The 24206-nt window shown below is 73.4% G+C and carries 22 protein-coding genes; 7 read left to right on the top strand and 15 right to left on the bottom strand.

Translation table 11 applies throughout. The annotated features are described in order from the left end of the window. Position 1: 1 nt before the first annotated feature. The gene (locus ACFYTT_RS20550; protein WP_131056549.1) at positions 2–199 is read right to left on the bottom strand and encodes a DUF397 domain-containing protein; all 198 of its coding nucleotides are present in this window, start codon (positions 197–199) and stop codon (positions 2–4) included. Further along, on the bottom strand, positions 192–1079 hold the full coding sequence (locus ACFYTT_RS20545) for a helix-turn-helix domain-containing protein (RefSeq protein WP_387261163.1): 888 nt from the start codon (positions 1077–1079) through the stop codon (positions 192–194). The genes ACFYTT_RS20550 and ACFYTT_RS20545 overlap by 8 nt, the downstream gene beginning before the upstream one ends. Before the next feature lie 318 nt (positions 1080–1397). On the opposite strand from ACFYTT_RS20545, the gene ACFYTT_RS20540 reads away from it, so the two are divergent. The 6 genes from ACFYTT_RS20540 (at position 1398) to rocD (ending at position 6941) form a co-directional block, all read left to right on the top strand. After that, positions 1398–1613, top strand: coding sequence for a hypothetical protein (locus tag ACFYTT_RS20540; protein ID WP_131056545.1), 216 nt, complete (start codon positions 1398–1400; stop codon positions 1611–1613). Then, positions 1610–1933, top strand: a complete 324-nt coding sequence (locus tag ACFYTT_RS20535; protein ID WP_387261160.1) for a hypothetical protein — start codon at positions 1610–1612, stop codon at positions 1931–1933. The genes ACFYTT_RS20540 and ACFYTT_RS20535 overlap by 4 nt, the downstream gene beginning before the upstream one ends. Positions 1934–2043: 110 nt before the next feature. Next, positions 2044–2736, top strand: coding sequence for an SDR family NAD(P)-dependent oxidoreductase (locus ACFYTT_RS20530; RefSeq protein WP_387261157.1), 693 nt, complete (start codon positions 2044–2046; stop codon positions 2734–2736). Between the two features lie 172 nt (positions 2737–2908). Continuing rightward, positions 2909–4033 carry a hypothetical protein gene (locus tag ACFYTT_RS20525; protein WP_387261154.1) on the top strand — a complete coding sequence of 375 codons (1125 nt, stop codon included), beginning with the start codon at positions 2909–2911 and terminating at the stop codon, positions 4031–4033. Between the two features lie 881 nt (positions 4034–4914). Beyond that, the gene (gene ddaH, locus ACFYTT_RS20520; protein ID WP_387261656.1) at positions 4915–5730 is read left to right on the top strand and encodes a dimethylargininase; all 816 of its coding nucleotides are present in this window, start codon (positions 4915–4917) and stop codon (positions 5728–5730) included. Then, a complete protein-coding gene (gene rocD / locus ACFYTT_RS20515; RefSeq protein ID WP_387261151.1) occupies positions 5727–6941 on the top strand; it encodes an ornithine--oxo-acid transaminase in 1215 nt (404 codons plus the stop codon). The genes ddaH and rocD overlap by 4 nt, the downstream gene beginning before the upstream one ends. Positions 6942–6994: 53 nt before the next feature. Here the strand turns inward: rocD and ACFYTT_RS20510 are convergent, their stop codons facing one another. Genes ACFYTT_RS20510 through ACFYTT_RS20485 form a run of 6 tightly spaced genes read right to left on the bottom strand, consistent with a single transcriptional unit; the run spans position 6995 to position 14306 of the window. After that, on the bottom strand, positions 6995–8143 hold the full coding sequence (locus ACFYTT_RS20510) for an FHA domain-containing protein (protein ID WP_131055763.1): 1149 nt from the start codon (positions 8141–8143) through the stop codon (positions 6995–6997). Continuing rightward, positions 8140–8433, bottom strand: coding sequence for a 4a-hydroxytetrahydrobiopterin dehydratase (locus tag ACFYTT_RS20505; RefSeq protein ID WP_176095131.1), 294 nt, complete (start codon positions 8431–8433; stop codon positions 8140–8142). The genes ACFYTT_RS20510 and ACFYTT_RS20505 overlap by 4 nt, the downstream gene beginning before the upstream one ends. A gap of 57 nt (positions 8434–8490) precedes the next feature. Next, the gene (locus ACFYTT_RS20500; RefSeq protein ID WP_387261148.1) at positions 8491–12081 is read right to left on the bottom strand and encodes an SCO7613 C-terminal domain-containing membrane protein; all 3591 of its coding nucleotides are present in this window, start codon (positions 12079–12081) and stop codon (positions 8491–8493) included. A gap of 48 nt (positions 12082–12129) precedes the next feature. Then, positions 12130–12450, bottom strand: coding sequence for a divalent-cation tolerance protein CutA (gene cutA / locus ACFYTT_RS20495; RefSeq protein WP_131057047.1), 321 nt, complete (start codon positions 12448–12450; stop codon positions 12130–12132). 9 nt (positions 12451–12459) lie between these two features. Further along, positions 12460–13476 carry a 1-acyl-sn-glycerol-3-phosphate acyltransferase gene (locus ACFYTT_RS20490; RefSeq protein ID WP_176095132.1) on the bottom strand — a complete coding sequence of 339 codons (1017 nt, stop codon included), beginning with the start codon at positions 13474–13476 and terminating at the stop codon, positions 12460–12462. After that, complete coding sequence (locus ACFYTT_RS20485; protein WP_387261144.1) at positions 13476–14306, bottom strand: patatin-like phospholipase family protein; 831 nt, start codon at positions 14304–14306, stop codon at positions 13476–13478. Before ACFYTT_RS20485 ends, ACFYTT_RS20490 begins: the two co-directional genes overlap by 1 nt. 169 nt (positions 14307–14475) lie before the next feature. Here ACFYTT_RS20485 and ACFYTT_RS20480 point away from each other — a divergent pair, with 169 nt between their 5' ends. Beyond that, positions 14476–16065 carry a protein kinase gene (locus ACFYTT_RS20480; protein WP_387261141.1) on the top strand — a complete coding sequence of 530 codons (1590 nt, stop codon included), beginning with the start codon at positions 14476–14478 and terminating at the stop codon, positions 16063–16065. A 237-nt stretch (positions 16066–16302) separates the two neighbouring features. Here the strand turns inward: ACFYTT_RS20480 and ACFYTT_RS20475 are convergent, their stop codons facing one another. The 7 genes from ACFYTT_RS20475 to ACFYTT_RS20445 all read right to left on the bottom strand — a co-directional run bounded on the left by ACFYTT_RS20475 (position 16303) and on the right by ACFYTT_RS20445 (position 24192). After that, positions 16303–17364 (bottom strand): glycosyltransferase family 4 protein, encoded by a 1062-nt coding sequence (locus tag ACFYTT_RS20475; protein WP_131055004.1) that lies wholly within the window; start codon positions 17362–17364, stop codon positions 16303–16305. Between the two features lie 148 nt (positions 17365–17512). Then, complete coding sequence (locus ACFYTT_RS20470) at positions 17513–18184, bottom strand: BON domain-containing protein (RefSeq protein WP_387261138.1); 672 nt, start codon at positions 18182–18184, stop codon at positions 17513–17515. 180 nt (positions 18185–18364) lie between these two features. Beyond that, the gene (locus ACFYTT_RS20465) at positions 18365–20092 is read right to left on the bottom strand and encodes a trypsin-like peptidase domain-containing protein (RefSeq protein WP_387261135.1); all 1728 of its coding nucleotides are present in this window, start codon (positions 20090–20092) and stop codon (positions 18365–18367) included. A gap of 62 nt (positions 20093–20154) precedes the next feature. After that, entirely contained in the window at positions 20155–21714 is a 1560-nt protein-coding gene (locus ACFYTT_RS20460) for a HAMP domain-containing sensor histidine kinase (protein ID WP_131055001.1), read from the bottom strand. Continuing rightward, positions 21711–22412, bottom strand: a complete 702-nt coding sequence (locus tag ACFYTT_RS20455) for a response regulator transcription factor (RefSeq protein ID WP_131055002.1) — start codon at positions 22410–22412, stop codon at positions 21711–21713. The genes ACFYTT_RS20460 and ACFYTT_RS20455 overlap by 4 nt, the downstream gene beginning before the upstream one ends. Positions 22413–22483: 71 nt before the next feature. Next, positions 22484–23431, bottom strand: a complete 948-nt coding sequence (locus ACFYTT_RS20450; protein ID WP_387261131.1) for a lysophospholipid acyltransferase family protein — start codon at positions 23429–23431, stop codon at positions 22484–22486. Further along, on the bottom strand, positions 23428–24192 hold the full coding sequence (locus tag ACFYTT_RS20445) for a GNAT family N-acetyltransferase (RefSeq protein ID WP_176095137.1): 765 nt from the start codon (positions 24190–24192) through the stop codon (positions 23428–23430). The genes ACFYTT_RS20450 and ACFYTT_RS20445 overlap by 4 nt, the downstream gene beginning before the upstream one ends. Positions 24193–24206: the final 14 nt, after the last annotated feature.

The following is a 24206-nucleotide window of genomic DNA, read 5'->3' as shown; positions in this document are numbered from 1 at the left end:
GTCAGTGTGAGCGGTGCCGCACCTGCCGCACGAAGGCCGTCCAGGCGTACGGCGTGACGGTGAGCACCGGGCCGCACGGGTCCTTGCTGTCCCGGACGGCCACCACGCCGGGCAGGTTGTCGGCCACCTCGACGCAGTTTCCTCCGCTCCCGCCGCTGCGGGTGCTCTTGCGCCAGACGGCCCCGGCCAGATCAGTCATGATGCTCCTCGATGATCATGTTGATCATTTTCCCTGATTCTGCCTCACCGGAGGCGAGTGACTCCAGGTCGTTCCAGACGTGCACGAAGGCGGCCACCTCCGTCGGCCGGTCGAGATAGAGCGCGCCGGTGATGTTCTCCAGGTAGACGGTGGTGGGCTCGGTCGAGGCCCGGCCGAGCCCCTGCGGGAAGCCCAGCACGACGAAGGTGCCGGTCTCGCTGGCCAGCGGCGGGCCGGCGGCCAGTGGCAGGACCCGCAGCGAGACGTTCGGCAGCGCGGCCACGTCGAGCAGGTGGCGGAGTTGCTCGATCATCGCCTGCCGGTCGGGGATGCTGCGGCGCAGCACGGCCTCGCTGAGCACCACCTGGAGGGTGGGCGCGACGGGCAGCCGCCGGACCAGGATGCTCTGCCGTTGCAGGCGCACCGCCACCAGTTTCTCCCGCTCCTCGGGGGCCATCGTCGGGTTCTTGCGGCGGAAGAGTTCGCTGGCGTAGGCGCGGGTTTGCAGCAGCCCGGGAATCAACTCGGAATCGTATTGCCGCAACAGGGTCGCGGACGATTCCAGGCCGACGTAGAGCGAGAACCAGGACGGGACCACGTCGCCATAGGAGTGCCACCACCCCTTGGCCCGGGTCTCCTTCGCGAGCCCGGCGACGATCGCCGCCATCTCCTCCGGCACCCGATAGAGATCACACATCGCGCGGGCGTCCACCAGCCGGACCGGCACCAGGCCCTTCTCGATCCGCCAGATCTTCTGTCGTGAACAGTCCAGCGCCCGCGCCGCCTCGTCGAGGGTGATCGTGGCGTGTTCCCGCAGCTCGGTGAAGAGTCGCCCGAGCTGCCGTCGGGGCACGGTGGACCCGCTTGTTTCATCCAGCATGCAACATCACCGCTTTCCTTCCTGCAACACGTGATGTTCCCGGACGCACACGATCGCGTTTCCGGACGCACGCGATTCATTTCCATTCGTCGCGCACAATTACCGAAAGACATTAGGGCGGTGCGGAACGTTGCGCAAGACGGGCGGGAGACGGATTGTGGAGGCCGTCCGGGGCTGAATGAAATGCCGTCATGAATTGACGTGAAAAGGCAACGGAGCACTTCTTGCCGACGATCATCGCCGCGCCGAGAGGACCACGATGCGCGTAGCCTCCACGACCACGACCGGCACGGTCGCGTACTCCCCGGGTGGTGCACGGTGACCCGCCACGGCCCGGTGCTGCCCACCTGGATGTGCGCCGGATGCGACCGGCCCTGGCCCTGCGCCCGCCGCCGCATCGAACTCCGCGCCGAGTACGACCAGGCGCCCGTCTCGCTCCGGCTCTATCTGGGCTCCTGCCTGGTGGCCGCCAGCCAGGACATGTCCTGGGCCACCGCCGGCACCCTGCACCACCGCTTCCTGGGCTGGCTGTGACCCGCCACCTCCCCACCGACCGCATCCCGGCCGAGCGGGGGCACGACGGTCAGCTTCGGGCCGGTGACCTGGTGCGGGTGACCCGTCGGGCCAGCGTGCAGTTCCATCGGTCGATCATGTTCCGGGTGATCCGCGAACTGGACTGGACCACCTACGACGGGTGGGTCTGGCTGGACGGATACCAGCTCGACATCCAGGGGCACGCGGTCACCCGCCGGTCGATATTCGTCCAGCGCGCCGGCCTCACCCTGCTCCGCGCCGCACCCCGCCAGACCTCCGCCCGCACCACACGGAGTCCGGCCCGAGGCGTACGCCGATAGCCGGCCGGACTCTCTACTCATTGGTAGGGAGTACTCAGAAAACTCTGGTTCAATTGCGCCTCGGGCCGCCGGGAGGGCGGGCACCATCGGTGCGATGAGGACGGTGGGGCATGGCGGAACGAATGCGCTGCGCAGTGGTGATCGGCAACAGTGACGGGATCGGGTTGGCGTTCACCCGACGGCTGCTCGCCGACGGCTGGCGGGTCGCCGGAGTGTCCCGCCGCGACAACGGCATCGGAGTCCCCACGTACTCCCACCACACCGTCGACGTGACCGCGCCCGACTACCCGGAGGTGCTGACGAAGGCGATCGACGAGCTGGACGGGGTGGACCTCTGCGTCTACGCCGCCGGCATCGGCGAGCCCGTCGACCTGGCCGACCTGGAGGCGCAGACCCGCACCCTGGAGGTCAACCTGATCGGGGCGGCCCGCACGGTCGCCACCGTCGTGCCGAGGATGGTGGCCGCCGGTGACGGGCACCTCATCGGGCTGTCCAGCATGGCGGACCGGATGGTCTCCGGCGACGCACCCGGGTACGCCGGGTCGAAGGCGGGACTGTCGTCGTACCTGCTGGGGCTCTCGGCGGCGCTGCGCGGACAGGGCGTGAGCGTGACCACCGTGCGGTTCGGGTTCGTCGACACCAAGATGGCCAAGGGCCCGGTCCGGCCGCTGATGATGACGGTGGACCGGGCGGTGGACGTCCTCGTCCGGTGCGTCCGCAACCGTCCCGTCCTGGTCTCCCGCCCCCGCCGGGCGGCCCTGCTCACCACCCTCCTGGCACCCCTCACCCGCCCCCGCCGCTGACCCTCGCTGCTGGGCCCTTCCTCCCCGGTGAACCGCGCTTCCCAGGATCCAGTCGGCTCGATGCCACACGGGTGTCGGGAAAGTGCGGGCTGGGTATCTCGGGGTCGTTGACGCGTGGAGTGGCGATGAACGGGGTCGCGGCGCCTCCCACGCATGACCTGGAGGTGAACCCATGAGATTTCCTTCGCTGTCCCGCCGGGAGGAGCCCGCGCCGCCCCCGGCCGCCGGTGACGAGGCCGACCGCACCGGCACGGTGGCCACCGAGGCCCGTCCCGCCGACCGCCCGAGCGTCGAGGAACGCACCGACGACGGCACCACCTACCGGGGCGCGGCGGAGACCACCGACCCGGACCGCACCGCCGCCGAGCGCGCCGCAGGCCGATACCGCGCCGCCGCCGAGCGCGCCACCGACCGGCTCCGCGCCGCCACCGGACGCGCCACCGGTCGGGACCGCACGGCCGCCACCCCCGCCGCCGTCGAGGACCGCGCCGACACCGGCCGGGATCGCTCCGTCGGCGCCGTTGCCGCAGATCGCGCCGCTGCCGACGCGGACCACGCCGCCACCGCCCGTGCGACCGACCGAGACCGCACGGCTTCCGCGCGGGCCGCCGACCGGGACAACGCCGCCGGTGCGGCCACCACCACCGAAGCCGGTACCGGTCGGACGACCGACGCTCCCGCCGCCGAGCGGGCTGCCGTGGCGCGTGCCGTCACCGCCCGTTCCGGCGTCGACGGTTCCCGCCGCGCCCGCACCACCGCCCCGGTCACGGCCTCCGCCCCGGTCACCGAGACCGACCCGGACGTGCGTACCGACCGGGCCCCGGTCACCACCGACCGCGACACCACGACCGACCGCGACTCCGTGGGCGACCGCGACACTGTGGGCAGCCGGGACACTGTGGCCAGCCGGGAGACGACGGCCGACCGGGACACCGTTCCCGCTCCCGACGCACCGCCCGCGCCCGCCGGGCCGCGCCCCCGGGCCAGCCTGCTGGCCACACTGGGCCTGATCGTCGGCGTCGGCGGCATCCTCTTCGTCCTCACCGGAACCCTCGCCGGATACGGCATCGCGGTCGGCGCGATCGGCGCGGTCCTCGCCGTGCTGGGCCTGATCGCCACCCGGCGGCGGCACATCGCCGGCAAGGCCGACGCGCTGTTCGGCATCGCCATCGGCCTCGGCGCGGTGGTCCTCGGCATCCTGGCGATGACCGGCCAGTACGACTGGCCGACCACCGACGGCGACACCGTGGCCCGCTTCCGCGAGTGGCTTGACTCACAGTTTGTCGATCGCATCTAGAGGGCACATTTCAGCCCGCCGGTGGTTCACCGGCGCCCGGCCGGCGAGGTACCGGCCGTAGCCCGACCAGTTCTGGTGGTTCACCAGCCGGGCGCACACACCCTCGTCAGGGGCGGCGATTCGCCGCCCCTGACGCGTGTCCAGAGCACCTCGAACAGTCCTCTCGATGCGGCGGCGTGAGCAGGTCCGTGGAGCCACGCAGCGGCGTGAGTAAGGCCGTGGGGCCGTGCGGCGGCGTGAGCAGGTCCGTGGGGCCACGCAGCGGCGTGTGAGCGACCCTTGTGGGCCGAGAAGCGGGAACTGGGGCCTTGCCGGCGGAGCGGGCGAGGCGTGCGGTGGCCAGGTCACGTGACCGCGTCCTCCGAACACACCCCGAGCAGGATTCGCCTGGCAATCTTGGACAGTTTCCGTTAGCTGCTAACGGAACTGTCCAAGATCTGCGTCGCGCTGACGGGACCGTGGGTTCGCTGGTCCGCCGGTCGCTCGAACGGAGGCCGCTCCGGCCGATTCCACCCGACCAACGGTGTCCAGGACACCGCAAGCACCCAGGACACCGACAGCACCCCCGACACCGCGAGCACCGATCAGCGCCAAGGAGCCAGGCAGCGTCCGGCTGCCGCACGCCCGCTACGGACGTCATCGACCGCGCGGCGAAACGACCACTCACGGTGAGCACGCCGACAGGCTCTCGCACGAGGCCATCGAGACGTTAACGCAACGATCAACCGCCACCAGCACCCGAGACGCAACGATCAGTCGTACTGCGCAAGGGTCGGCGGTGGATTCTGCGGCTGGGCGGCGCATAACGTTGAGCAACGGCGCCAGCCCGTGGGCCGACGGTGGCCAGGGCGCGCCCGAGCCCTGGGAGCAGGACAATGACGATGGACGCCACCAGCCAGCGCTTCCTGATGTGCCGGCCGACGTACTTCGCCGTCGACTATGCGATCAACCCGTGGATGGACCCGACCGCCCCGGTCGACACCGACCGTGCCGTGCGGCAGTGGGAGCGGCTGCGACAGGTGTACCGCGACCTGGGTCACGTCGTCGAGGAGATCACCCCGCTGCCGGGCCTGCCCGACATGGTCTTCGCCGCCAACGGGGGCACCGTGATCGGTGACCGGGCGATGGCCGTGCAGTTCCGCGACCCGCAGCGCGCCGACGAGGCGCCCGCGTACCGGTCCTGGTTCGAGAACGCCGGCTTCGAGGTGTACGACCCGAAGCACGTCAACGAGGGCGAGGGCGACGTCCTGCTCGCCGGTGACGTGGTGCTCGCCGGCACCGGCTTCCGCACCGCGCACGCCTCGCACGCCCAGTTGCAGGAGGTGTTCGGCTACCCGGTGGTCACCATGCACCTGGTCGACCCGCGCTTCTACCACCTGGACACCGCGCTCACCGTGCTCGACGAGCGGACCGTGGCGTACCTGCCGGAGGCGTTCTCCCCCGGCAGCCGGGCCGTGCTGCGCCGGTTGTTCCCGGACGCGGTGCACGCCACCATGGCCGACGCCGAGGTGCTGGGCCTGAACGCGGTCAGCGACGGTCGGCACGTGGTGCTGCCGGAGCAGGCCACCGGCCTGGCCGCGAAGCTGCGGGACCGGGGCTACCAGACGATCGGCGTCGACCTGTCCGAGCTGCGCAAGGCCGGCGGTGGACCGAAGTGCTGCACGTTGCGACTCCGTCAGGGAAAGGCGAGCCAGTGATCGAGGACATGCTGCGGACTCCGGCCGCGGTGCGGGACGCCGAGCGTCACACCGCGCACAACTACCACCCGCTGCCGGTGGTGATCTCCTCCGCCGAGGGTGCCTGGGTCACCGACGTGGACGGTCGGCGGTATCTCGACTGTCTGGCCGGCTACTCGGCGCTGAACTTCGGGCACCGGCACCCGACGCTGATCGCCGCCGCGCACGCCCAGCTCGACCGGCTGACGCTGACCAGCCGGGCGTTCGTGCACGACCAGTTCGCCGACTTCTGCCGGGAACTCGCGGCGCTCTGCGGCAAGGACCTCGTGCTGCCGATGAACACCGGCGCCGAGGCGGTGGAGACCGGCATCAAGGTCGCCCGCAAGTGGGGCTACCAGGTCAAGGGCGTACCGGACGGGCAGGCCACCATCGTGGTCGCCGACGGCAACTTCCACGGCCGGACCACCACCATCGTCAGCTTCTCCACCGACGAGGACGCGCGGGCCGACTTCGGGCCGTACACGCCGGGCTTCCGGATCGTGCCCTACGGTGACCTGGCCGCGCTGGACGAGGCGGTCGACGAGCACACCGTGGCGGTGCTGCTGGAGCCGATCCAGGGCGAGCAGGGCGTGGTGGTGCCGCCGGAGGGCTACCTGGCCGGTGTCCGGCGGCTCTGCGACGAGCGCACCGTGCTGTTCATCGCCGACGAGATCCAGTCCGGTCTGGGCCGCACCGGCGCCACCTTCGCCTGCGAGCAGGAGGGCGTGGTGCCGGACATGTACCTGCTGGGCAAGGCGCTCGGCGGCGGCATCGTGCCGGTCTCGGCGGTGGCCGCCGACGCGGCGGTGCTCGGGGTGCTCCGGCCCGGCCAGCACGGCTCCACCTTCGGCGGCAACCCGCTGGCCTGCGCGGTGGCCACCGAGGTGGTCCGGCTGCTGGCCACCGGCGAGTTCCAGCGGCGCTCGACCGAGCTGGGCGAGCGGCTGCACGCCGGCCTGCGCGCACTGATCGGCAAGGGCCTGGTCGCGGTACGCGGCCGGGGGCTGTGGGTCGGGCTGGACATCGACCCGACGCTGATGAGCGGCCGGGAGGCGTGCGAGCGGCTGATGGAGCGCGGCGTACTCGCCAAGGACACCCACGGCTCGACCATCCGCCTCGCCCCGCCGCTGGTGATCACCGAGGAGGAGATCGACCACGCGGTGGCCCAGTTGACGGCGGTACTGGCCGGCTGACACCCGCGGGGCGGGCGTCGGGACCACGGTCCCGGCGCCCGCCGTCGTCCGCGTCAGCGGGGCAGGCGCATCGCCATGGTCGGCGCCTCGGACATCACCGAGTCGGGGTTGTACGGCGCACCCGAGGGCAGATCGCTCGGCCGCCCGATCTGCACGCCCGGATACAGCTCCACCATGTCCCCGCTCCCGAGGGCGCGGGACTGCTGCGGTGCCAGCGGCAGGCGGTCCGACTCGGCCATCGAGCCGCCCGGCCGGATGCCGGAGCCGTTGGTGCTCACGTCGGTCGCGACGATGTCGCCGCCCCGCAGCTCAAGCCGCAGATGACTGCGGCTGATCCAGCGCCGGGCCTCGTCGTTGAGCCACTGACCCAGCATGATCGCGTTGGCGCTCTCCGGGGCGCGGCCGATCGTGACCGGCTGGTCCTCGGTGAGCACGAAGCGACGCCGGATCAGGCCACCGACGCGTACCGCCAGGACCTCACTGCGCGGCCGGGGGCCGTCGTCGCGGAGCCGGGTGCCGTGCCGGGGGCAGGTGGGTACGCCACCGCGCAGCGACGGTGGCGGCTGGCCGGTCGGCGCGCGGTCGATCCGGGCCAGGTCGGCGAAGGCACCCCCGCCGCCGGCACCGCCGAAGAGGGTGCAGCCCGACTCGGAACAGCGCCACTGCCGGGCGAGCAACTGGACACCGGCCGGTGACGGCGGCCCGGTGAGCGGGATGTGGCCGCCACCGACATGGGCGATGAAGACCGGCCCACCGGCACCGGGCACCGGGGCGAGCACCCGGCCGGGCTGGTCGACCAGCCAGGGGAACCGCCCGCGCAGGCCGTCGAAGCGGACCCGGCTGAGCACCGGCAGGCCGAGCAGGTCGGCCACCTCAAGCATCCGGTCACCCGGATTGTCCAGCACCTCGACCAGGCCGTCGTCGGCCCAGCGGCGGACCACCATCCGCTCGTTGGAGGTCAGGTCGGCGTCGGAGAGCACCCCCCGGTGCACCACCGCGTAGACCGGGACGGTGTCCTCCTCCAGGCTGCGCGCCAGCGCGTCGAAGACCATGCCGAGGCGCAACGTGCTGGCCGGTCGGCCGCCGTCGAGGTCCTGGTAGCGGATGACCTCGGCGAGGTCGATCACCGCACGGACGAGCTGCGGGTCGGTGCAGACCCGCCCCTCGATCGCGTCCAGGACCTTGCTGATCTCGAACCTCATCGGGCCGCCCCCACGATCTCGTCGATCCGCCGGGCCAGCTCGACGTCGCGCAGGGTGACGCCGCCGGCCGAATGGGTGACACAGCGGAACGTCAGCGTCCGCCACCGGATGTCGATGTCCGGGTGATGGTCCAGCTCCTCCGCCACCACTGCGACCCGGTCGACGACCGTGACGGCGGCCGGGAAGCTGGCCAGCTCCACCGTGCGGGTGATCCCGGCGGGGTCTCCCGACCAGTCCGCCAGCCCACCCAGCTCGTTTCGCACCGCCTCGGCGGTGAGCACGTCAGCCATGGCAAGGACCCTACCTGTGCCGTCCGACGGCGACGCGACCAGCGGCTGCGCCATCGATCAGCTCATCCGGCCCATGGCGTCACGGAGACGACCCAGGTCGCGACGGCGGCGTTCGTAGGTGGCCGCGAGACCGATCAGCGCCAACCCGGCGACGGCCAGGAAGACCCACCGGGGCAGCAGGTCCCAGCTACGTCCCGCCTCGTGCAGGGCGAGCCGGGCGAGGGTCAACCCGCCGAGCACCACCGGCGCCTGCCAGCGGCGGACCGCCCCGAGCAGCGTGACGGCCAGCGCGGCGACACCGAGCAGCAGACGGCGCCACGGCTGGTCGTCGGCGTCGAACAGCAGGGTTCCCAGACTGGGCAGCAGCAGCGCGACCAGGCCCGGGCCGAGGGCGAGCCAGCTCTTCAACCCCGGCCGGGTACGCATCGCCACCGCACCGAACACGAGCGCCAGCACCGCCGCCGGCACCGTGTACGCCTCGACCACCCGCACCTCGCCGGAGCGCAGCAGCAGCCAGATGGCGAGGAGTTCGCTGCCACCGGCCACCGTGGCGAAGACCCACCGTCGTCCGGTCGACTCGCCCCGGCGCAGCAGCCGTACCCCGACCGCCACTCCCCAGAGCACGCAGATCGTCGCGGCGTACCGGCCGGAGCCGACGGTCAGCAGCACCGCGACCAGCGCCACCGCCTGCGCGGTGACGTCCAGCACCGAGCGGACCGCCGACAGGGCGACGGCCAACGCGAGGACCAGCACCGCGACACCGAGCACCGTGAACCCGGCCACCCGCAGCGGCAGCCCACCGGCCAGCGGGGAGGTGATCGCGAGACCGGTCGCCGCCGCGATCGCGACCAACCAGCCGACCAGGCGTACCGCGACCGTCCGGGCGGCCACCCCGACCACCGTCGCCGCCACCACGAGCAGGCCCAGACCGGCCAGCGTGCCCGCCCTGGTGGCCTGGAGGTTAAGCAGCCCGGCACCGGTCAGCACCAGACCGACGGGCAGGCCGGCACCGAGCAGCGCGCCGGACCGGCCGCGCAACGCGGTGACCAGCAACGCGGCCACCCCGCCGAGCAGCGCCGTCGCCGGCACCAGCGGCCAGGGTGCGGCGGCGGCCACCAGCAGCACCGGCCCGGCGGCGGCCACGAACGGCAGCAGCACCGCGACCGTCCGACCCCGACCGGCCCGGTGCGCCGGCCAGGTGGCCAGTGCCGCCGCCAGGGCCAGCACGGTCAGCGCCACGCCGACCGGCAACGCGCCCGGGGCGGCCACCGTCGACGGCACGCCGGACCACGGGACGGGCGGCGGGCCGTACGGGGCGACCAGCGCGACCACGGTCACCGGGAGCGCCGCCAGCACCGCCGCCACGGCCAGCCACACCCCGGCCACCAGCGCCGGAATCGGCGGTCGGGACCGGACCACGGAGACCGCGAGCAGCAGCGCCGCGACCGCCGCATAGACCGCCAGCCGCTCGTCGGCCGGCACCGTCAACGGCGCGAGGCCGGTCAGCAGGGCCGCCACGGCGAGACCCGCCGAGGCGTACGGGTGCAGGTCCGACCAGAGTCGGCGGACCACGAGCAGCACGGCCACCGGCAGCGCGAGCGCGGCCACGGCCGCCCGTGCCTGCCACCACGGGGTTGCGCCGGCACCGATCAGCGCGATCGCCGCGCCGGCCGGCACCACCAGCACCGCCAGGGCGGCACCGACGCCACCGACGGCACGCTGCACCACACTGCCGCGCCGGCCCAGCACGGCCGCGCCGACGCCGACGGCCAGGATCACCGCGCAGGCCGCACCGGCTCCGGCCGGTGCGGCCAACCCCACCAGCAGACCGTGCCCGAGCAGCGCGACACCGGTCAGCGCCGCCGCCACCGGAAGCACACTCCGCGTCGCCGGGCGGGCCACCGCGACGAGCACCAGCGCCGCCCCCACCGGCAGGTCGAGGGCGACCAGCGCCGGCCACGGCGCGGCCCAGGACAGCGGCACGGCCAGCGCGGCCAGACCGACGCCCACCGCCGCGACCGCCGGACGGGCCGTCCGGGGCAGCAGCCACCCCACCGCGACCGCGACCAGGGCGACCGTCACGGCAAGCTGCCAGCCCAGGTCGAACGTCTCTCCCGCCGCAGCCCCCCGCCACGGCGGCACCGACCTGCCCACCGCCATCGCGGCCGTCACCAGGGTCGTCAACGTGACCAGCAACCCCACCCCGGCGACCACCAGCATGGTGCCCGCCCGGGGACCGGGCCGCCAGGAGGCCGGCAGCAGCCCCAGCGCGCCGACCAGCGCCACCGCGAGCAGGCCCCCCGCCAGCAGCCACACCGACGGCTCCACCTCGGCGATGGGCCGGAGCACCGCGCCGGCCAGCACCGGCACCAGGAACGCGCCGGCCAAAGCCCGCCCGGTCGGGCCACCGGCCCACAACGACGCCCCGAGCAGGGTGAGCGCCACCAGCAGCATCGGCCCGCCGGCCAGCACCGTGCTGCCGCCCGCCTCGCCGACCAGCAGCGGCGCCAGGGCACACCCGGCGGCGAACAGCACCGCCACGGCGTACCCGACCCAGGCCGCCATCTGACCGGCGAACCTCGGCCCCGGAGTCGTCGTGGCCCCCTCGCCCGCGACGACGGTCCGGCGCCGTAGCGCGACGATCACGGCCAGGTCCACCAGTGCCACCCCGACGAAGGCCACCGCCCATCCCGCCGCGCCCGGCCGGGCCTCGGCGGCGAGCAGCGGCACCACCGGCTGCGCGGCGAGCAGCGCCGCGAACCACGGCACGGTCAGTCGGCTGATCAGGGCGTACCCGGCGGCCACCCCGGTCGCGACCACCGCGACCAGCCCCGCGTACCGGCTGCCCGGCCAACTGGAGACCCCGAACAGGTCCACCGTCCAGGCGGCGTACCCGTCTAGCACCACCAGCAGCAGGCCGACGGCGGCGAACGTCTCGGCGGTGCTGTACAGCCGACGCCAGCGGGCGACGAACGGCACGGTGAGCATCAGCACGGTGATCGCCAGCAGGATCAACGCCCGGCCGGGCACCCCGACCGACGCCCAGGCGACGGCGGTGAACACCGTCGCGGCCGTGCCGAGCAGCAGGCCGCCGAGGACGAAGAGCAGATTCTGCACCGTCTTGGTGGAGGCCTCCGCCCCGCCCGGTCCGGCGGCGTTCGCAGCCGCCATCGCCGGCACCGGCGTCCACCCCGCGCCGGGCACCTGAGGCTGCGGTCCGCCGGGGACCGGTCCACCGGGCATCTGCCCCTGCGGCACCGGCCTGCCGGGAACCGGGCCGCCAGGAACCGGGCCGACCGGCAGCGGGCCGCCGGGGATCGGGGCCCGGGGTGCGCCGGGGACCAGCGCGGTCGGGGCCGCCGTCGCGGCGACCGGCACCCCCGGCCGACCCGCCACCGGACCCGCCGGGAACTCGGCGCGTACGGCGGCGGCCAGCTCGGCCCGACGCCGACGGACCGCCGACAACCGGCCGGTCAACCCCTCGAACGCCTGACGGGCCCGTTGCACCTCGCCGCCGAGCACGACGATCTCCCGGTCGAGCCGGATCACCTCGGCGGCGGCGGCGTGCGGCGGGCGACCGCAACCGGTGCACCCGGAACTCAGAGTCGCCGGTGCGCCGCAGGCCGGGCAGGGGTAGCCGTTGTCCACCAGGTCATCCTTGACGGGCGACCCCCACCAGCACCAGAGTGCGGGTACTCAGGCCCGGGTGTGCTCGAACACCCAGGTCGCGTACGCCGGGTCGCCGCAGTCCACCCGGCTGACCAGGATCTCCGGCACCTCGTACGGGTGGCTGGCGCGGATCTGCTCCACCAGCGCGTCGACCCGGTCCGGTGCGGTCTTGAACTGCAACGACCACTCGGTGCTGGTCTCCACCCCGGAACGCCACCAGTAGGTGCTCTCCACCTGGCCACCGACCTGGGCACAAGCCGCCAGTCGACCGGCCACCGCGGCGGCGGCCAGCAGATCGGCGACCGACCGCGCGTCCACCACCGTCGTCACCACGCTGATCTGGTCCATCCCGGAACCCTACGCGGCGTCGTCACGATTGGCCGCGATCCACTCGTCTATCCGACTCCACCACTCGTACAGCCAGTCGATGCGCTCCTGCCGGCCGGTCGGGATTTCCTCCGGCGGCACCGACCAGAACCGCATCACCAGCCGCTTGTCCATCGGCAGTTCGCGCCACACGTCGGCGACGGTGAGCATCCGGTCCAGCCCGGTGTGCGCCACGAAGATCACTCCGGCGTCCGGCGCCGCGTCCAGCGCCGCCAACAGGCCGCCGGGCTGCGGGGCGAGGACGTGCTGCATCGCCTCGGCCTTGACCGCCATCCGCTCGTGCCCCCGGTCCCGCAGCCGGGCGATGGCCCGCAACCGCCGCTTCGGGGTGAAGTTGCCGCCCTCGGGGAAGATCACGAAGGCGTCGTCGTCGTCCAGACCGACGGCGAGGTGCCCGATCTGGTCGGTGAGCGAGCCCCGGCCGTCGCGCCCCGGCGCGATGAACCGGCTCGGCAACCGGTTGAGCAGCACGTCGATCGCCGGGTCCCACTGGAGGGAGTCCTTGAGGACGATGCGCGGCTCCCGCTGGAACCAGTTCACCAACGCGTGGATCAGGATGAACGAGTCGCCCGGACCGGCGTGCCGGCAGACCACCAGCTCGGGACGGCCGGGCAACGCGGTGTCCGGGTCGGTGCCGACCACGTCGATGGTCAGCCGCAGCGTCCACTTCGCCTGCCAGAACAGCACCCGCAGGAACCAGCCGGCCAACACGTAGTGGGCGCGCTGGAAAGCCGGCGAGCCGACCCGCCAGCCGAAGCCGGAGGCGACCCAGAGCCCGAAGAGACAGAGCAGCGCCGCCGCGTCCCAGAGGAGATAGCAGAAGCCGATCCAGAGCACCCGCAGTGGGCGCAGCCGTCCCGGCACGAACGGGGACACGGCCAGGGCCAGCACGGCCCACACCGGCACGGTGGTCACCAGCAGGAGCACCAGCAGCACCATTCCCGGCGCCAGCAGCAGACGGCGGATCCACCGGTGCGGTAGCGGCATCAACGCTCCAGATTCGCCAGGTAGTGCCGGGAGGCCGAGTACGCGCGGCTGATCCGCCGCCCCACCGCCGCCATGTCCCGGTACGCCCACGGGGTGTTGTCGCGCGGTTCCAGCCCGCCGGTCGGCAACACGTGCACCTCGACCCCGTCGGGCAGGGCCGCCATCTCCCGGGCGAACCGGTGCCGGCGGGCGATCTCGAAGGCCACCTGGGCGATCTCCCAGGGCCGCCGGGGCGGCGCCAGCGCCCGTTCGATCCGTCCCACCTGGAGGACGAAGATCCGGCCCGCGCCGGCCACCACCGCCTCGCCGATCGGGATCGAGTTGACGATGCCGCCGTCGACGTAGTGCTGGTCGCCGATCCGGGCCGGCGGCAGCAGCCCCGGCACCGACGCGGAGGCGAGCACGGCGGGCACCACCGCCCCGCTGACGAACCAGTGCTCGGCGGCCCGCTCGATGTTCGCGGCGCAGCAGCGGAACGGGACCTGGAGGTCGGCGAAGGTGGTCTCCGCACCCAGCTCGCTCTCCAGCAGCTTGCGCAACGGTCGGGGCGAGTGCAGGTGGGTACGCGCCGCGAAGCGCCGCAGTTGCCGGGCCACCGAGTCGCCGTACACCTCACTGGCCTCGGGGGACGCCCAGAGGCGGACGAGCCGGTCGGTCACCGCCTCGGTCGGATCGGCCGCCACGAGTGCGCCGTTGACCGCGCCGATAGACGTGCCGAGCACCATGTCCGGGCGGATCCCGGCGCGGAACAGGGCCCGCAGCATGCCCACCTCGACCGCGCCGAGGACGCCACCGCCCCCGAGCACGAACGCCACCGGTCCCCGAGCCATGCCGTTCATCCTGGCACGTCCGTGCCGTACCCCGTTCACCCCGGCACAGCAGGCCCCCCTGCGTACGCACCGTGTCCGAACCGGTACGGGCTGCCCGGCCGACCGTTGACAGGGCGGCAACATTCGCGCAACCTGATACCGCTCCCACCTATGAGGGCAGGTGCGATCCGTGAAGCCAGCACTGCAGCCCGGCCGGTTGCTGGCCACCCGTTACCGGCTGATCGACCAGATCGGTGCCGGTGGCATGTCGGTGATCTGGCGATCCCACGACGAGGTACTCGACCGGGTGGTCGCACTCAAGGTGCTCGCCCCGTCGCTGGCCGCCGACGCCCGGTTCCGCGACATGGTGCGCGAGGAGGCCCGCGCCGCCGCCGCGCTCGTGCACCCGCACGTGACGTCGGTGCACGACTACGGCGAGACCGTGTCGCCGGACGGCTCCATCACGTCGTTCGTGGTGATGGAGCTGCTCACCGGCGAGGAGTTGGAGTTCCGGCTCACCGAGGGGCCGCTGCCGTGGACCGAGGCGGTGGAGATCGGCGCGCAGGTCGCGGACGCGCTCGCCGCCGCGCACCGGCTCGGCATCGTGCACCGCGACGTCACCACCGCCAACGTGATGATGACGCAGGTCGGCGCCAAGGTGCTGGACTTCGGCATCGCCACCCGCATCGGCGCCCCCGACGACGACGAGGACGGCGGCACCTTCGGTACCCCGGCGTACGTGGCTCCGGAACGGCTGGACGGCGCGCCGACCCAGCCCGCCACCGACGTCTACTCGCTCGGGGTGCTGCTCCACGAGATGCTCACCGGCCGGGTGCCGTACCCGGCGGACACGTGGGAGGAACTCAGCCTCGCGCTGGCCGAGGGGGCACCGCCCACCCTGGACGGTGTGCCGGGGCTTCCCCCGACGGTGGCCCAGGTCTGCCTGCGGTGCCTGTCCCGCGACCCGGCCGACCGTCCCACCGCCCGCCAGGTGGCCACCGTGCTGCGGGACCAGATGCTCCCGGCCGACCCACAGGCCACCACCATGCTCTCCCCCACCGTCACGCTCCCCGCGCTGACGTCGACCCGCGCCACCGCCGCCGTCGGTCCGGCCCACAGCACCATCGTCGGGCCGGTCGTTCCCGGCGCCAGCGGAGCGGCCGGTGCCCCGACGACGGCCACGGCGGCCGGGGAACCCACGCCCGGCGGCCACCAGCCGGGAACGCGTTCCCCCGGCGACGACGCCCCGACCGAACGACGCCGACGGCTGCTGCGACCGGCGGTCCTGGTCCCGGCAGCGATCCTGGTGATCGGGGCGGCGCTGCTGGTCCCGGCACTGCTGCCGGAGGGCGACGAGCCCCCTGCGGCGCTGCCCACGCCCCAGCCGAGCGCGTCGGCCGGGCCGACCGCGCCGGACGACACCGCCAGCGCGCAACCACCCGTGGCACCGCCGATCACCTCGGCCGCGCCGCCCCCGACCAGCGCTGCGCCCACCCGGGCGAGCCGACCGGACACCCTGGTCGAGGCCGCGAACCGGCTCGACCGGGTGATCGGCGCCGGTCTCGCCGACGGCGGCATCCGCGACGACGTCGCCCTCGACCTGCGCAACGAACTACGCAACCTCACCCGGGCGGTGGCCCAGGGCGACGGTGAACTGGGGCCCGAGGTCGCCCGGCTCCGCGAGAAGGTCGCCACCCGACTGCGCGAGGAGGGGCTGAGCCCGGCGTACGCCCGGCAACTGGACGCGGCGATCACCGCGCTCGGCGCCGCGCAGGTCTAGGCCGCACGGGGGGCGCGCCACTCGGCGCCGCGCAGGTCCAGGCCACGCAGGGGGTCCATGCCGTCACGGGTCTAGGGCCTGTGTCGAAGTCCTCGGTCGAGCCGAGGCGGAGTCCAGGCTGCGGTCCGGCAAGGCGGGAATTGGTCCGGATACCGGTGTTGTATCCGGACCAATTCCCAACGCGGCCGGTCGTCGCCTGGGCCCGTCGCAGGCCGGCCAGGGACTTCGACACAGGCCCTAGGCGCGGGTCACCCGAGCCGGTTCCCGTGTCGCGGACCGTGGGGTGGCCGCCGCCAGGAACCGGCGGTACACCTCCTCGTAGCCGGCCGCCATCCGCTCCACCGAGAAGGTCCGGGCCACGTGCGCCACGCAGTCCGCCGGGTCGAGGCGGGGTGCCTCGCGCAACGCCGCCGGCAACTCCTCCGGACGCTCGCAGATCAACCCGGTCACCCCGGGCCGGACCAGCTCCGGCACCGCGCCCCGGCGCAACGCCACCACCGGCGTGCCGGTGGCCATCGCCTCCAGCATGACGATGCCGAAGGGCTCCTCCCACTGGATCGGCATGATGAGGCAGGACGCCTCGACCAGCAGCCGCAGCGCGACCTCCCGGTCGGCGTCGCGGACCACCGTGACGTCCGGGCCGAGCAGCGGTCGGACGACCTCGTCGAAGTACCGCTGCTCCGCCGGCTCGCTGCACTTGCCGGCCAGCACCAACGCCAGGCCGGCCTCCCGGCAGGCACGGATGGCCAGGTCCGGCCCCTTGTCCGGACTGAAACGGGCGAGCCACAGCACCGGCCCGTCACCGGCTGCGGTCTTACGCGGGAACCCGCCGACCTCCATCGCGTTGTGCACGGTGCCGACCCAGGGCAGTCGCGGGTTCAGCCGCCGTTGGGCATGCGAGATGGCGACCAGACCGACGCCCTGGTCGGTGTCGCTGAGCACGGTGCCGTACTCGCCCACCGGGTTGCCGTGCACGGTCGCCACGGTGGGCACCGCGCGACGTCCGGCGACCAGCGGACCGATCGTGGTGTGGTCGTGCACGACGTCGAAGTCGGCCGCGCTGAGCAGATGGTTCACCCGGGCCAGATGGGCCAGTTCGGGCAGTGACTCGCCGAGCCGGTCGTACTGCAACTCGTCGAGGGTGGCGAGGAAGTCGCCCGCGGTGCCGTGCGCCGCACCGGCGCCCATCAGGGTCACCGCGTGTCCCCGGTCGACCAGGGCGTCCACCAGGCCCGCCACCACCTGCTCCAACCCGCCGTAGCCAGGCGGGGGCACGGACAGCCAGGGTGGCACCACCATCGCGATCCGTAGTGGGCGTTCCCAGGGAACGTTGTCGGCCACGAGCCCTCCCCGTCCGTCTCCGCTGGCCCCGATCCCCGGTACGGCGGCCGGGGATCGAAGCGGTTTCCCGGTGCCGACGCCGGCAAACGGGACACCACATCGCGGCTCAGCCGCCCACGATCAGTTCGTCGCGTACCGCCGACACCCCCTCGGCCGACCAGGCCATCCGTTCCGCCTGGTCGCGTTCCCACCAGGACCGCACCACCCCGGTCAGGGTCACCGTGTCGCCGCTGACCTGCACGGTCACCCGTTCCGTGCCGATACCGCGCAGCAGGGCACGTTGCACGTCGCCGCGTACCCGGTCGCCGTCGGGCGGGGCGGCGGACCGCACCCCGACCAGGTTCGTCACCCCGCGTACGCCCCGCAGCCGGCGCAACTCCCGCTCGGCGGTACGCCGTTGCCACCCGAACTCCACCTCGCCGCGCAGCATCAGCCAACCGGCGGCGACGGTGACGTCCAGGCGTTCGGCCGGCACGAAACTGTTCCACTCCAACGCCCGGGCGGCCGCGATCGCCAGTTCGCCGTCGGTGATCCCGTCCGGCCCGGCGGGACGCACCTCGATCTCGTCGGCTATCGCGCGGACGCCGCGTACCCGTCGGGCCGCGCCGACCGCCGCCCACCTGCGGGCCGCACCGTCCACCGCACCGGTCAGCGTCACCACCCCGTCGTGCACGGTGACCCCGATGTCGGTTCCGCGTACCCGCGGATCCCAGTCGAGCTCGTCCAGTACGTCCCGCTGGACCCGGTCGTCGGTCCGGGCCGTCGCTGCCGTGGTCATGGGTCCCCCCATCCGCCTGACCTGCTCCCGCAGCGCTGAGCCTGCCCGAATACCGGGTGAGCGCGGGTCACCCGCTGCGGGTGACCCGTCCCGGGACCACGAAGAGGGGCGGCGGGTGCCGCGACCAACCCCCTTGGCCGTGCCACCCACCGCCCCGGAGGGAGGAAGCAGATCCGTGCGTCAGGACGCCTCGGCGAGCGTCACGGTCACCGTCGCCTCGGCGCTGTTCCGCACGTAGGCCACCTCGACCTGGTCACCGACCTTGCCGGCCTGCACGGCCCCGACCAGGTCGGTGGAGTCGTTGATCCGCTTGTCGCCGAAGCGGATGATCACATCGCCCAGTTGCAGGCCGGCCCGCTCGGCGGCACCGCCCGGAAGCAGGGAACCGACCATCGCACCGCCGCCGGGCGCAGCGTTCACACTCACCCCGAGCGACGGGTGGCTGATCTTCTCGCCGCGTCGCAGCTTGTCCGTGACGTCCTTGGCCTTGTTGCTGGGGATCGCGAAGCCCACGCCGATGTTGCCGCTGGAGCCCTGCCCGGAGGTGGCGATGGCGGTGTTGATGCCGATCACCTCGCCCCGCGTGTTGACCAGCGCACCGCCGGAGTTACCGGGGTTGATCGGCGCGTCGGTCTGCAACAGCCCGGAGATCGAGCTGGCCGACTGGCCGGGCTGTCCGCTGCCGGCCTGGATGGTGCGGTCTCGGGCGCTGAGGATGCCCGCCGTCACCGAGCCCTGGAGGCCGAGCGGGCTGCCCAACGCGAGCACAGTGTCGCCGACCTGCATGGCGTCGCTGTCGCCGAACGTGGCGGCCTGGAGGTTCGTGACCCCGTTCGCCTTCAGCACCGCCAGGTCGGTCTTCGGGTCGGTGCCGACGATCTCGGCCCGTGCGGTGGTGCCGTTCGCGAAGATCACCCGGACGTTGTCGCCGCCGTTGGCGATCACGTGGTTGTTGGTCAGCACGAAACCGTCGGCGCTCAGCACCACCCCGGAGCCCCCGCCGCTGTCGGTGCTGATCGACACCACGCTGTCCTGCACGGAAGCGGCGATACGCGGCAGGTCGGCACCGTCGATCACCGGCGCGGCGGAGAACGTGCGGTTCCCGCTGCCGCCGTCGTTCAGCATCAGCGCGAGCGACCCACCGGCCACACCGCTGCCGAGCATCAGCACGAAGACCGCGACACCGGCGCCGATGAACTTGGCGACCCGCCCCGGCTTGGACCCCTGGGACGGGGCCGGTCCCCACGGGGCGGGCTGGCCCGGGTAGCCGCCGGGTGCCCCCGGCTGACCCGGGTAACCCGAATGCCCGGAGCCGCCGCTCTGGGTGCCGCCGCTCCAGCTCGACTGGCTCGGGTACCAGGACGCGCCGGAGTAGCCGGCACCGGACTGGGGGTAGCCGGACTGACCGGGCTGACCGGGCTGGCCCCCGTACCCGGGCTGACCGGACTGGCCGCCGTACCCGGACTGACCGGACTGGCCCGGCTGGACGCCGTAGCCGGACTGCGCGCCGTAACCGGACTGGCTGCCGTAACCAGACTGCGCGGCGTAGCCGGACGGGGCGCCGTAGCCGGCAGGGTTGCCGTAGCCGGGCTGGGCGGAGACCGGCTGGCCGGGCTGGTGCGGTTGCCCACCCGACGGCGACCAGGTGGGTCGACCGGAGGCCGGCGGAGCCGAGCCGGCGGTGGGTAGGCCGGTCATCGTGGGCTCGTTGTCCTGCCCACGGGTGCCCGGCGCGTCGACCGCCCGCACCGGGACGGTCGGCGCCTCGGCGGTCCGGTCGGCACCGCCGCCGGAGGCCGGAATGCCAGGAGAGTCGGTCCGCGCGTACTCGGCACGGGACAGCTCGGGATGCGACGGCTCGGCGTCGGTCGGTGCCGGCCGGCGCGGGTCGGACTCGTACTCGCTCATGCCTCTACCTTTACCCATCGCACTGCGTTCCGCCTTAGCCGGGCCTGAGCGTTCGCTGAAAATCATTCGTCATCGATGTCCGTGGCGGGCGCCAACGGCAGCCGGATCCGGAAGGTGGCACCCCCACCCGGTGTGTCGGTCACCTCCACGGTGCCCTGGTGCACCGACACCAGCGCCGCGACGATGGCCAGGCCCAGGCCGGTACCGGTGTACGACCCACTGCGTCGGGTCCGCGAGGCGTCCGCCCGGTAGAAGCGTTCGAAGACCCGTTCCGCCTGCTCGCCGGTGAGCCCCGGCCCGGTGTCGGCGACCTCGATCACCGCCAGGTCGCCGGGTTCGGCGCGCAGCCGCAGCGTCACCGACGCCTCCGATGGGGTGTGCCGCAGCGCGTTCGTCATCAGGTTGCCGATCACCTGCCGCAGCCGGGCGTCGTCGCCGCGCACCACCAACGGCCCGGAACCCGACTGGATCTCCAGCTCGATCCGCCGGTCCGGCGCGGTCGCCCGGGCCGCCTCCACCGCGTCGGCGGCCAGCACGGGCAGTTCCACCGGGGCGAGCGACAACGGCCGCTCCAGGTCCAGCCGGGCCAGCAGCAGCAGGTCCTCCACCAGCAGACCCATCCGGGACGCCTCGTCCTCGATCCGACGCAGCAGGTCGGAGGTCTGCTCGGGGGCGCGGGCCGCACCCTGCCGGTACAGCTCGGCGAAGCCCCGGATGGTGGTCAGCGGGGTCCGCAGCTCGTGCGAGGCGTCCGCGACGAACTGCCGCATCCGCTCCTCGGAGCGGCGGGATCGCGCCTCGGAGGCACGGGCCGCCTCCGCCGCCTCCCGGGCGGCGCTCTCGGCGGAGCGGGCCGCGAACTCGGACGCCGCGCGGGCGGTGAAGGCCATCTCGATCTGGCTGAGCATCGCGTTCAACGCACGGGACAGCCGACCCAGCTCCGAGGTGGGACAGGGCTGCCCGTACTCGGGGTCGGGCACCCGGCGGCTGAGATCACCCCCGGCGATCGCGGCGGCGGTACGTTCGATCTCCACCAACGGTTTCAGGCTGGTCCGCACGATGGCCGCGCCGACCGAGGCGAGCAGGATCAGCACCGCCCCACCGACCAGCATGTCGATCAGGATGAGCCGCTTGACCGCCGCCTCGACCTCGGTGAGGTGCTGCCCGATCGCCAACACCTCGCCGTCGGACACCTCGACGTAGTACATCCGCCACCGGGTGTGCCCGTCCCACGACGTCACGGTCCTGGGCTCCCCCACCCGCTCGGAGAAACCCTGCACGTCGTCGGGGACGCGCGGCAACTGCTGCGGACCGAAGGTGTTGTCGTCGTAGTACGGCCGGGTGAGGCCGAGTTCCGGGTTCGCCAGCACCACGAAGTAGTCGCTGGGCAGCATCGCTCCCACCCGGCCGGTCTTCATCAGGGGGACCAGTGGACCGAGCGTCTGGCCCGAGCCTCGCAACTGTGTGTCGATCTGCCCGACCAGGTAGCTGCGGAGGAAGATCGTGGTCAGCGAGGCGATAACCAGCAGCGCAGCCGCGACCAACGCGAGTACGGCCGCGACGAGCTTGACCCGCAGCGGTACCGAGCGGAGTCGGGTCTTGCCCTGCTGGACCGGATTCACGCCGCCGGCTTGCGGAGTACGTACCCGACCCCCCGCAGGGTGTGGATGAGCCGGGGCTCGATGGTGTCGACCTTGCGCCGCAGGTAGGAGATGTAGGACTCGACGATGTTGTCGTCGCCCCGGAAGTCGTAGTTCCAGACGTGGTCGAGGATCTGCGCCTTGGAGAGCACCCGGTTGGCGTTGAGCATCAGGTAACGCAGCAGCTTGAACTCGGTCGGCGAGAGCTGGACCCGCTGACCGGCCCGATACACCTCGTGGGTCTCCTCGTCCAGCTCCAGGTCGGCGAAGGTGAGGCGGGCGGGCGTCTGCTCGCCGGTGCTGGTGCGGCGCAGTACCGCCCGGATCCGGGCGGTCAACTCCTCCAGGCTGAACGGCTTGGTGACGTAGTCGTCGCCGCCGAGGGTCAACCCACGGATCTTGTCGTCGGTGGCGTCCCGGGCGGTGAGGAAGACCACCGGCGTACGGGTGCCGCCCTCGCGCATCATCCGGATCACCTCGAAGCCGTCCAGGTCCGGCAGCATCACGTCGAGCACCACCAGATCGGGCCGGTGGTCCCGGGCCGCGCTGAGCGCGGCGCTGCCGCTGGTGGCGGTGGCCACGTCGAACCCGGCGAACCGCAGGCTCGCGGAGAGCAGTTCGAGGATGTTGGGATCGTCCTCGACCACGAGCAGTCGGGCCTCGGTCTGGGTAGCCGCCATGCCGCCCATCATCCGCGCAGTCGCTGCGCCCATGCTGGGCGGTCACTGAAAAAACCCTGTGAGCGAACGGCTCAGGCGGCGAGCGGCATCTCGGGTCCGGTCGTACCGGTCGGCGACGGCCCGACCACACGCTGCGGGGGCCTCCACAGCGACCGTACCGGCACCGGCGCGGTGGGCGGCACACCCGCCGACGACGGTACGAGGTGCACCGCCGATTCGGCGACCCGGGCGAGCGCCCGACGGTCGGCGGTACGGGTCGGGTACAGCGGCGCGGCGATCTCCACGGTGACGGTCAGCTCCCGCAGGGCGAGCACCCGCCAGACCGACCGCAGCAGGCTCTCCGCGCCGAGGAAGGCCGGTGCCGTGGTGGCTGGTCCGGTCGTCCCGAGCCGGTAGCCGATCCGCAGCGGCACCACGGGCGCCCCGGCGTCGATCGCGGCCTGGAACATCGCCGGCCGGAAGCCGGTCCGAGGGCGGCAGGCGGCACGCGTACCGCACCAGGTGGTGCCCTCCGGGAACACCGCGACGGAGCGGCCCGCCCGCAGGGTCGCCGCCACCCGGTCCACGGTGGCCGGCAGGCGGCGCGGGCGGGTGCGGTCCACGAAGACCGTGCCCGCCGCCCGGGCCAGCAGGCCCACCAGCGGCCAGCGACCGACCTCCCGCTTGGCCACCAACCGGGCCGGGGCGACCGCCAGCAGCGCCGGCACGTCCCACCAGGAGACGTGGTTGGCGACCAGCAGGACCCGCCGCCGGGGCAGCCGCCCGCGTACCCGCAGACGCACCCCGCAGGCCCGGGCCGTGGCGCGGGCCCAGGCGCTGGTCAGGCCCGCCCACTCGCGGGCGGGCAGCAGCGGGAGCAGCGCGGCCACCCCGACGCCGAGCCCGAGCATGCCGAGCAGGGCGGTGGCCCGGAGCAGCCGTCGGGCCACCGGGACGGTGCGGGTCTCGTCGGTGCGGGACAGGCACTCCGGACCGCAGGTGGAGTCGGGTCGCCACAGCGGGTGGGCGAGCGCGGTCACGGTCGACCACCGAGGAAGTGCCGCCGGTAGCGGGGGTTCATCCGGTCCAGGTCGAGCAGCACGTAGTAGTCGGCCACCCCGAAGTCCGGGTCGTACCCCGGCTCGCCGCAGACCTGGGCACCGAGCCGCAGGTAACCGCGGAGCAGCGGCGGGATCAGCCCGGCGGCACCCGCCACCGGCACGCGCGGCACGCCCGGCTCGGCGAACCAGGGCCGCAGCGGACGGACCCGCAGCGCGGGCGGCGCCAGGTGGCGGGCGCGCACCTGCGCCCAGACCGCGGCGGCGGCCAGGCCGCCGTCGGCCACCGGCACCGAGGCGCAGCCGCCGAGCCAACGCAGGCCGCGCAGGTGCAGGTAGCGGGCGATGCCCGCCCACATCAGGTTGATCACCGCGCCGGTCCGGTGATCCGGGTGTACGCAGGACCGACCCGCCTCGACCAGCTGCCCGTCCAGCGGGTCGAGCGGGGCCAGGTCGAACTCTCCCGCCGCGTAGCGACGGTCCGTCCGGCCCGGCGGCAGGAGGCGGTACGTGCCGACCACCGCCCCGGTGTGCTCCTGGCGCACCAGCAGGTGGTCGCAGTACGGGTCGAGGGCGTCGGTGTCCAGGCCGGGTGCGTCCGGCGCGACGGTCGCGCCCAACTCGCCGGCGAACACCTCGTGACGCAGGCGTTGCGCGGCCTCGACCTGGCGGGGTCCGTCGGCGATCGAGAGGGTGTAGCCGCTGGTCGTGATAGGTACGTCCGCGGCGGACAGAACAGCCATGCCCTCTGTGTAGC

Source organism: Micromonospora sp. NPDC003816 (assembly GCF_042874705.1).
Classification (GTDB): Bacteria; Actinomycetota; Actinomycetes; order Mycobacteriales; family Micromonosporaceae; genus Micromonospora.
Note: the sequence above shows the minus strand (reverse complement) of the source record. Positions and strands in the feature narration are given on the sequence as shown.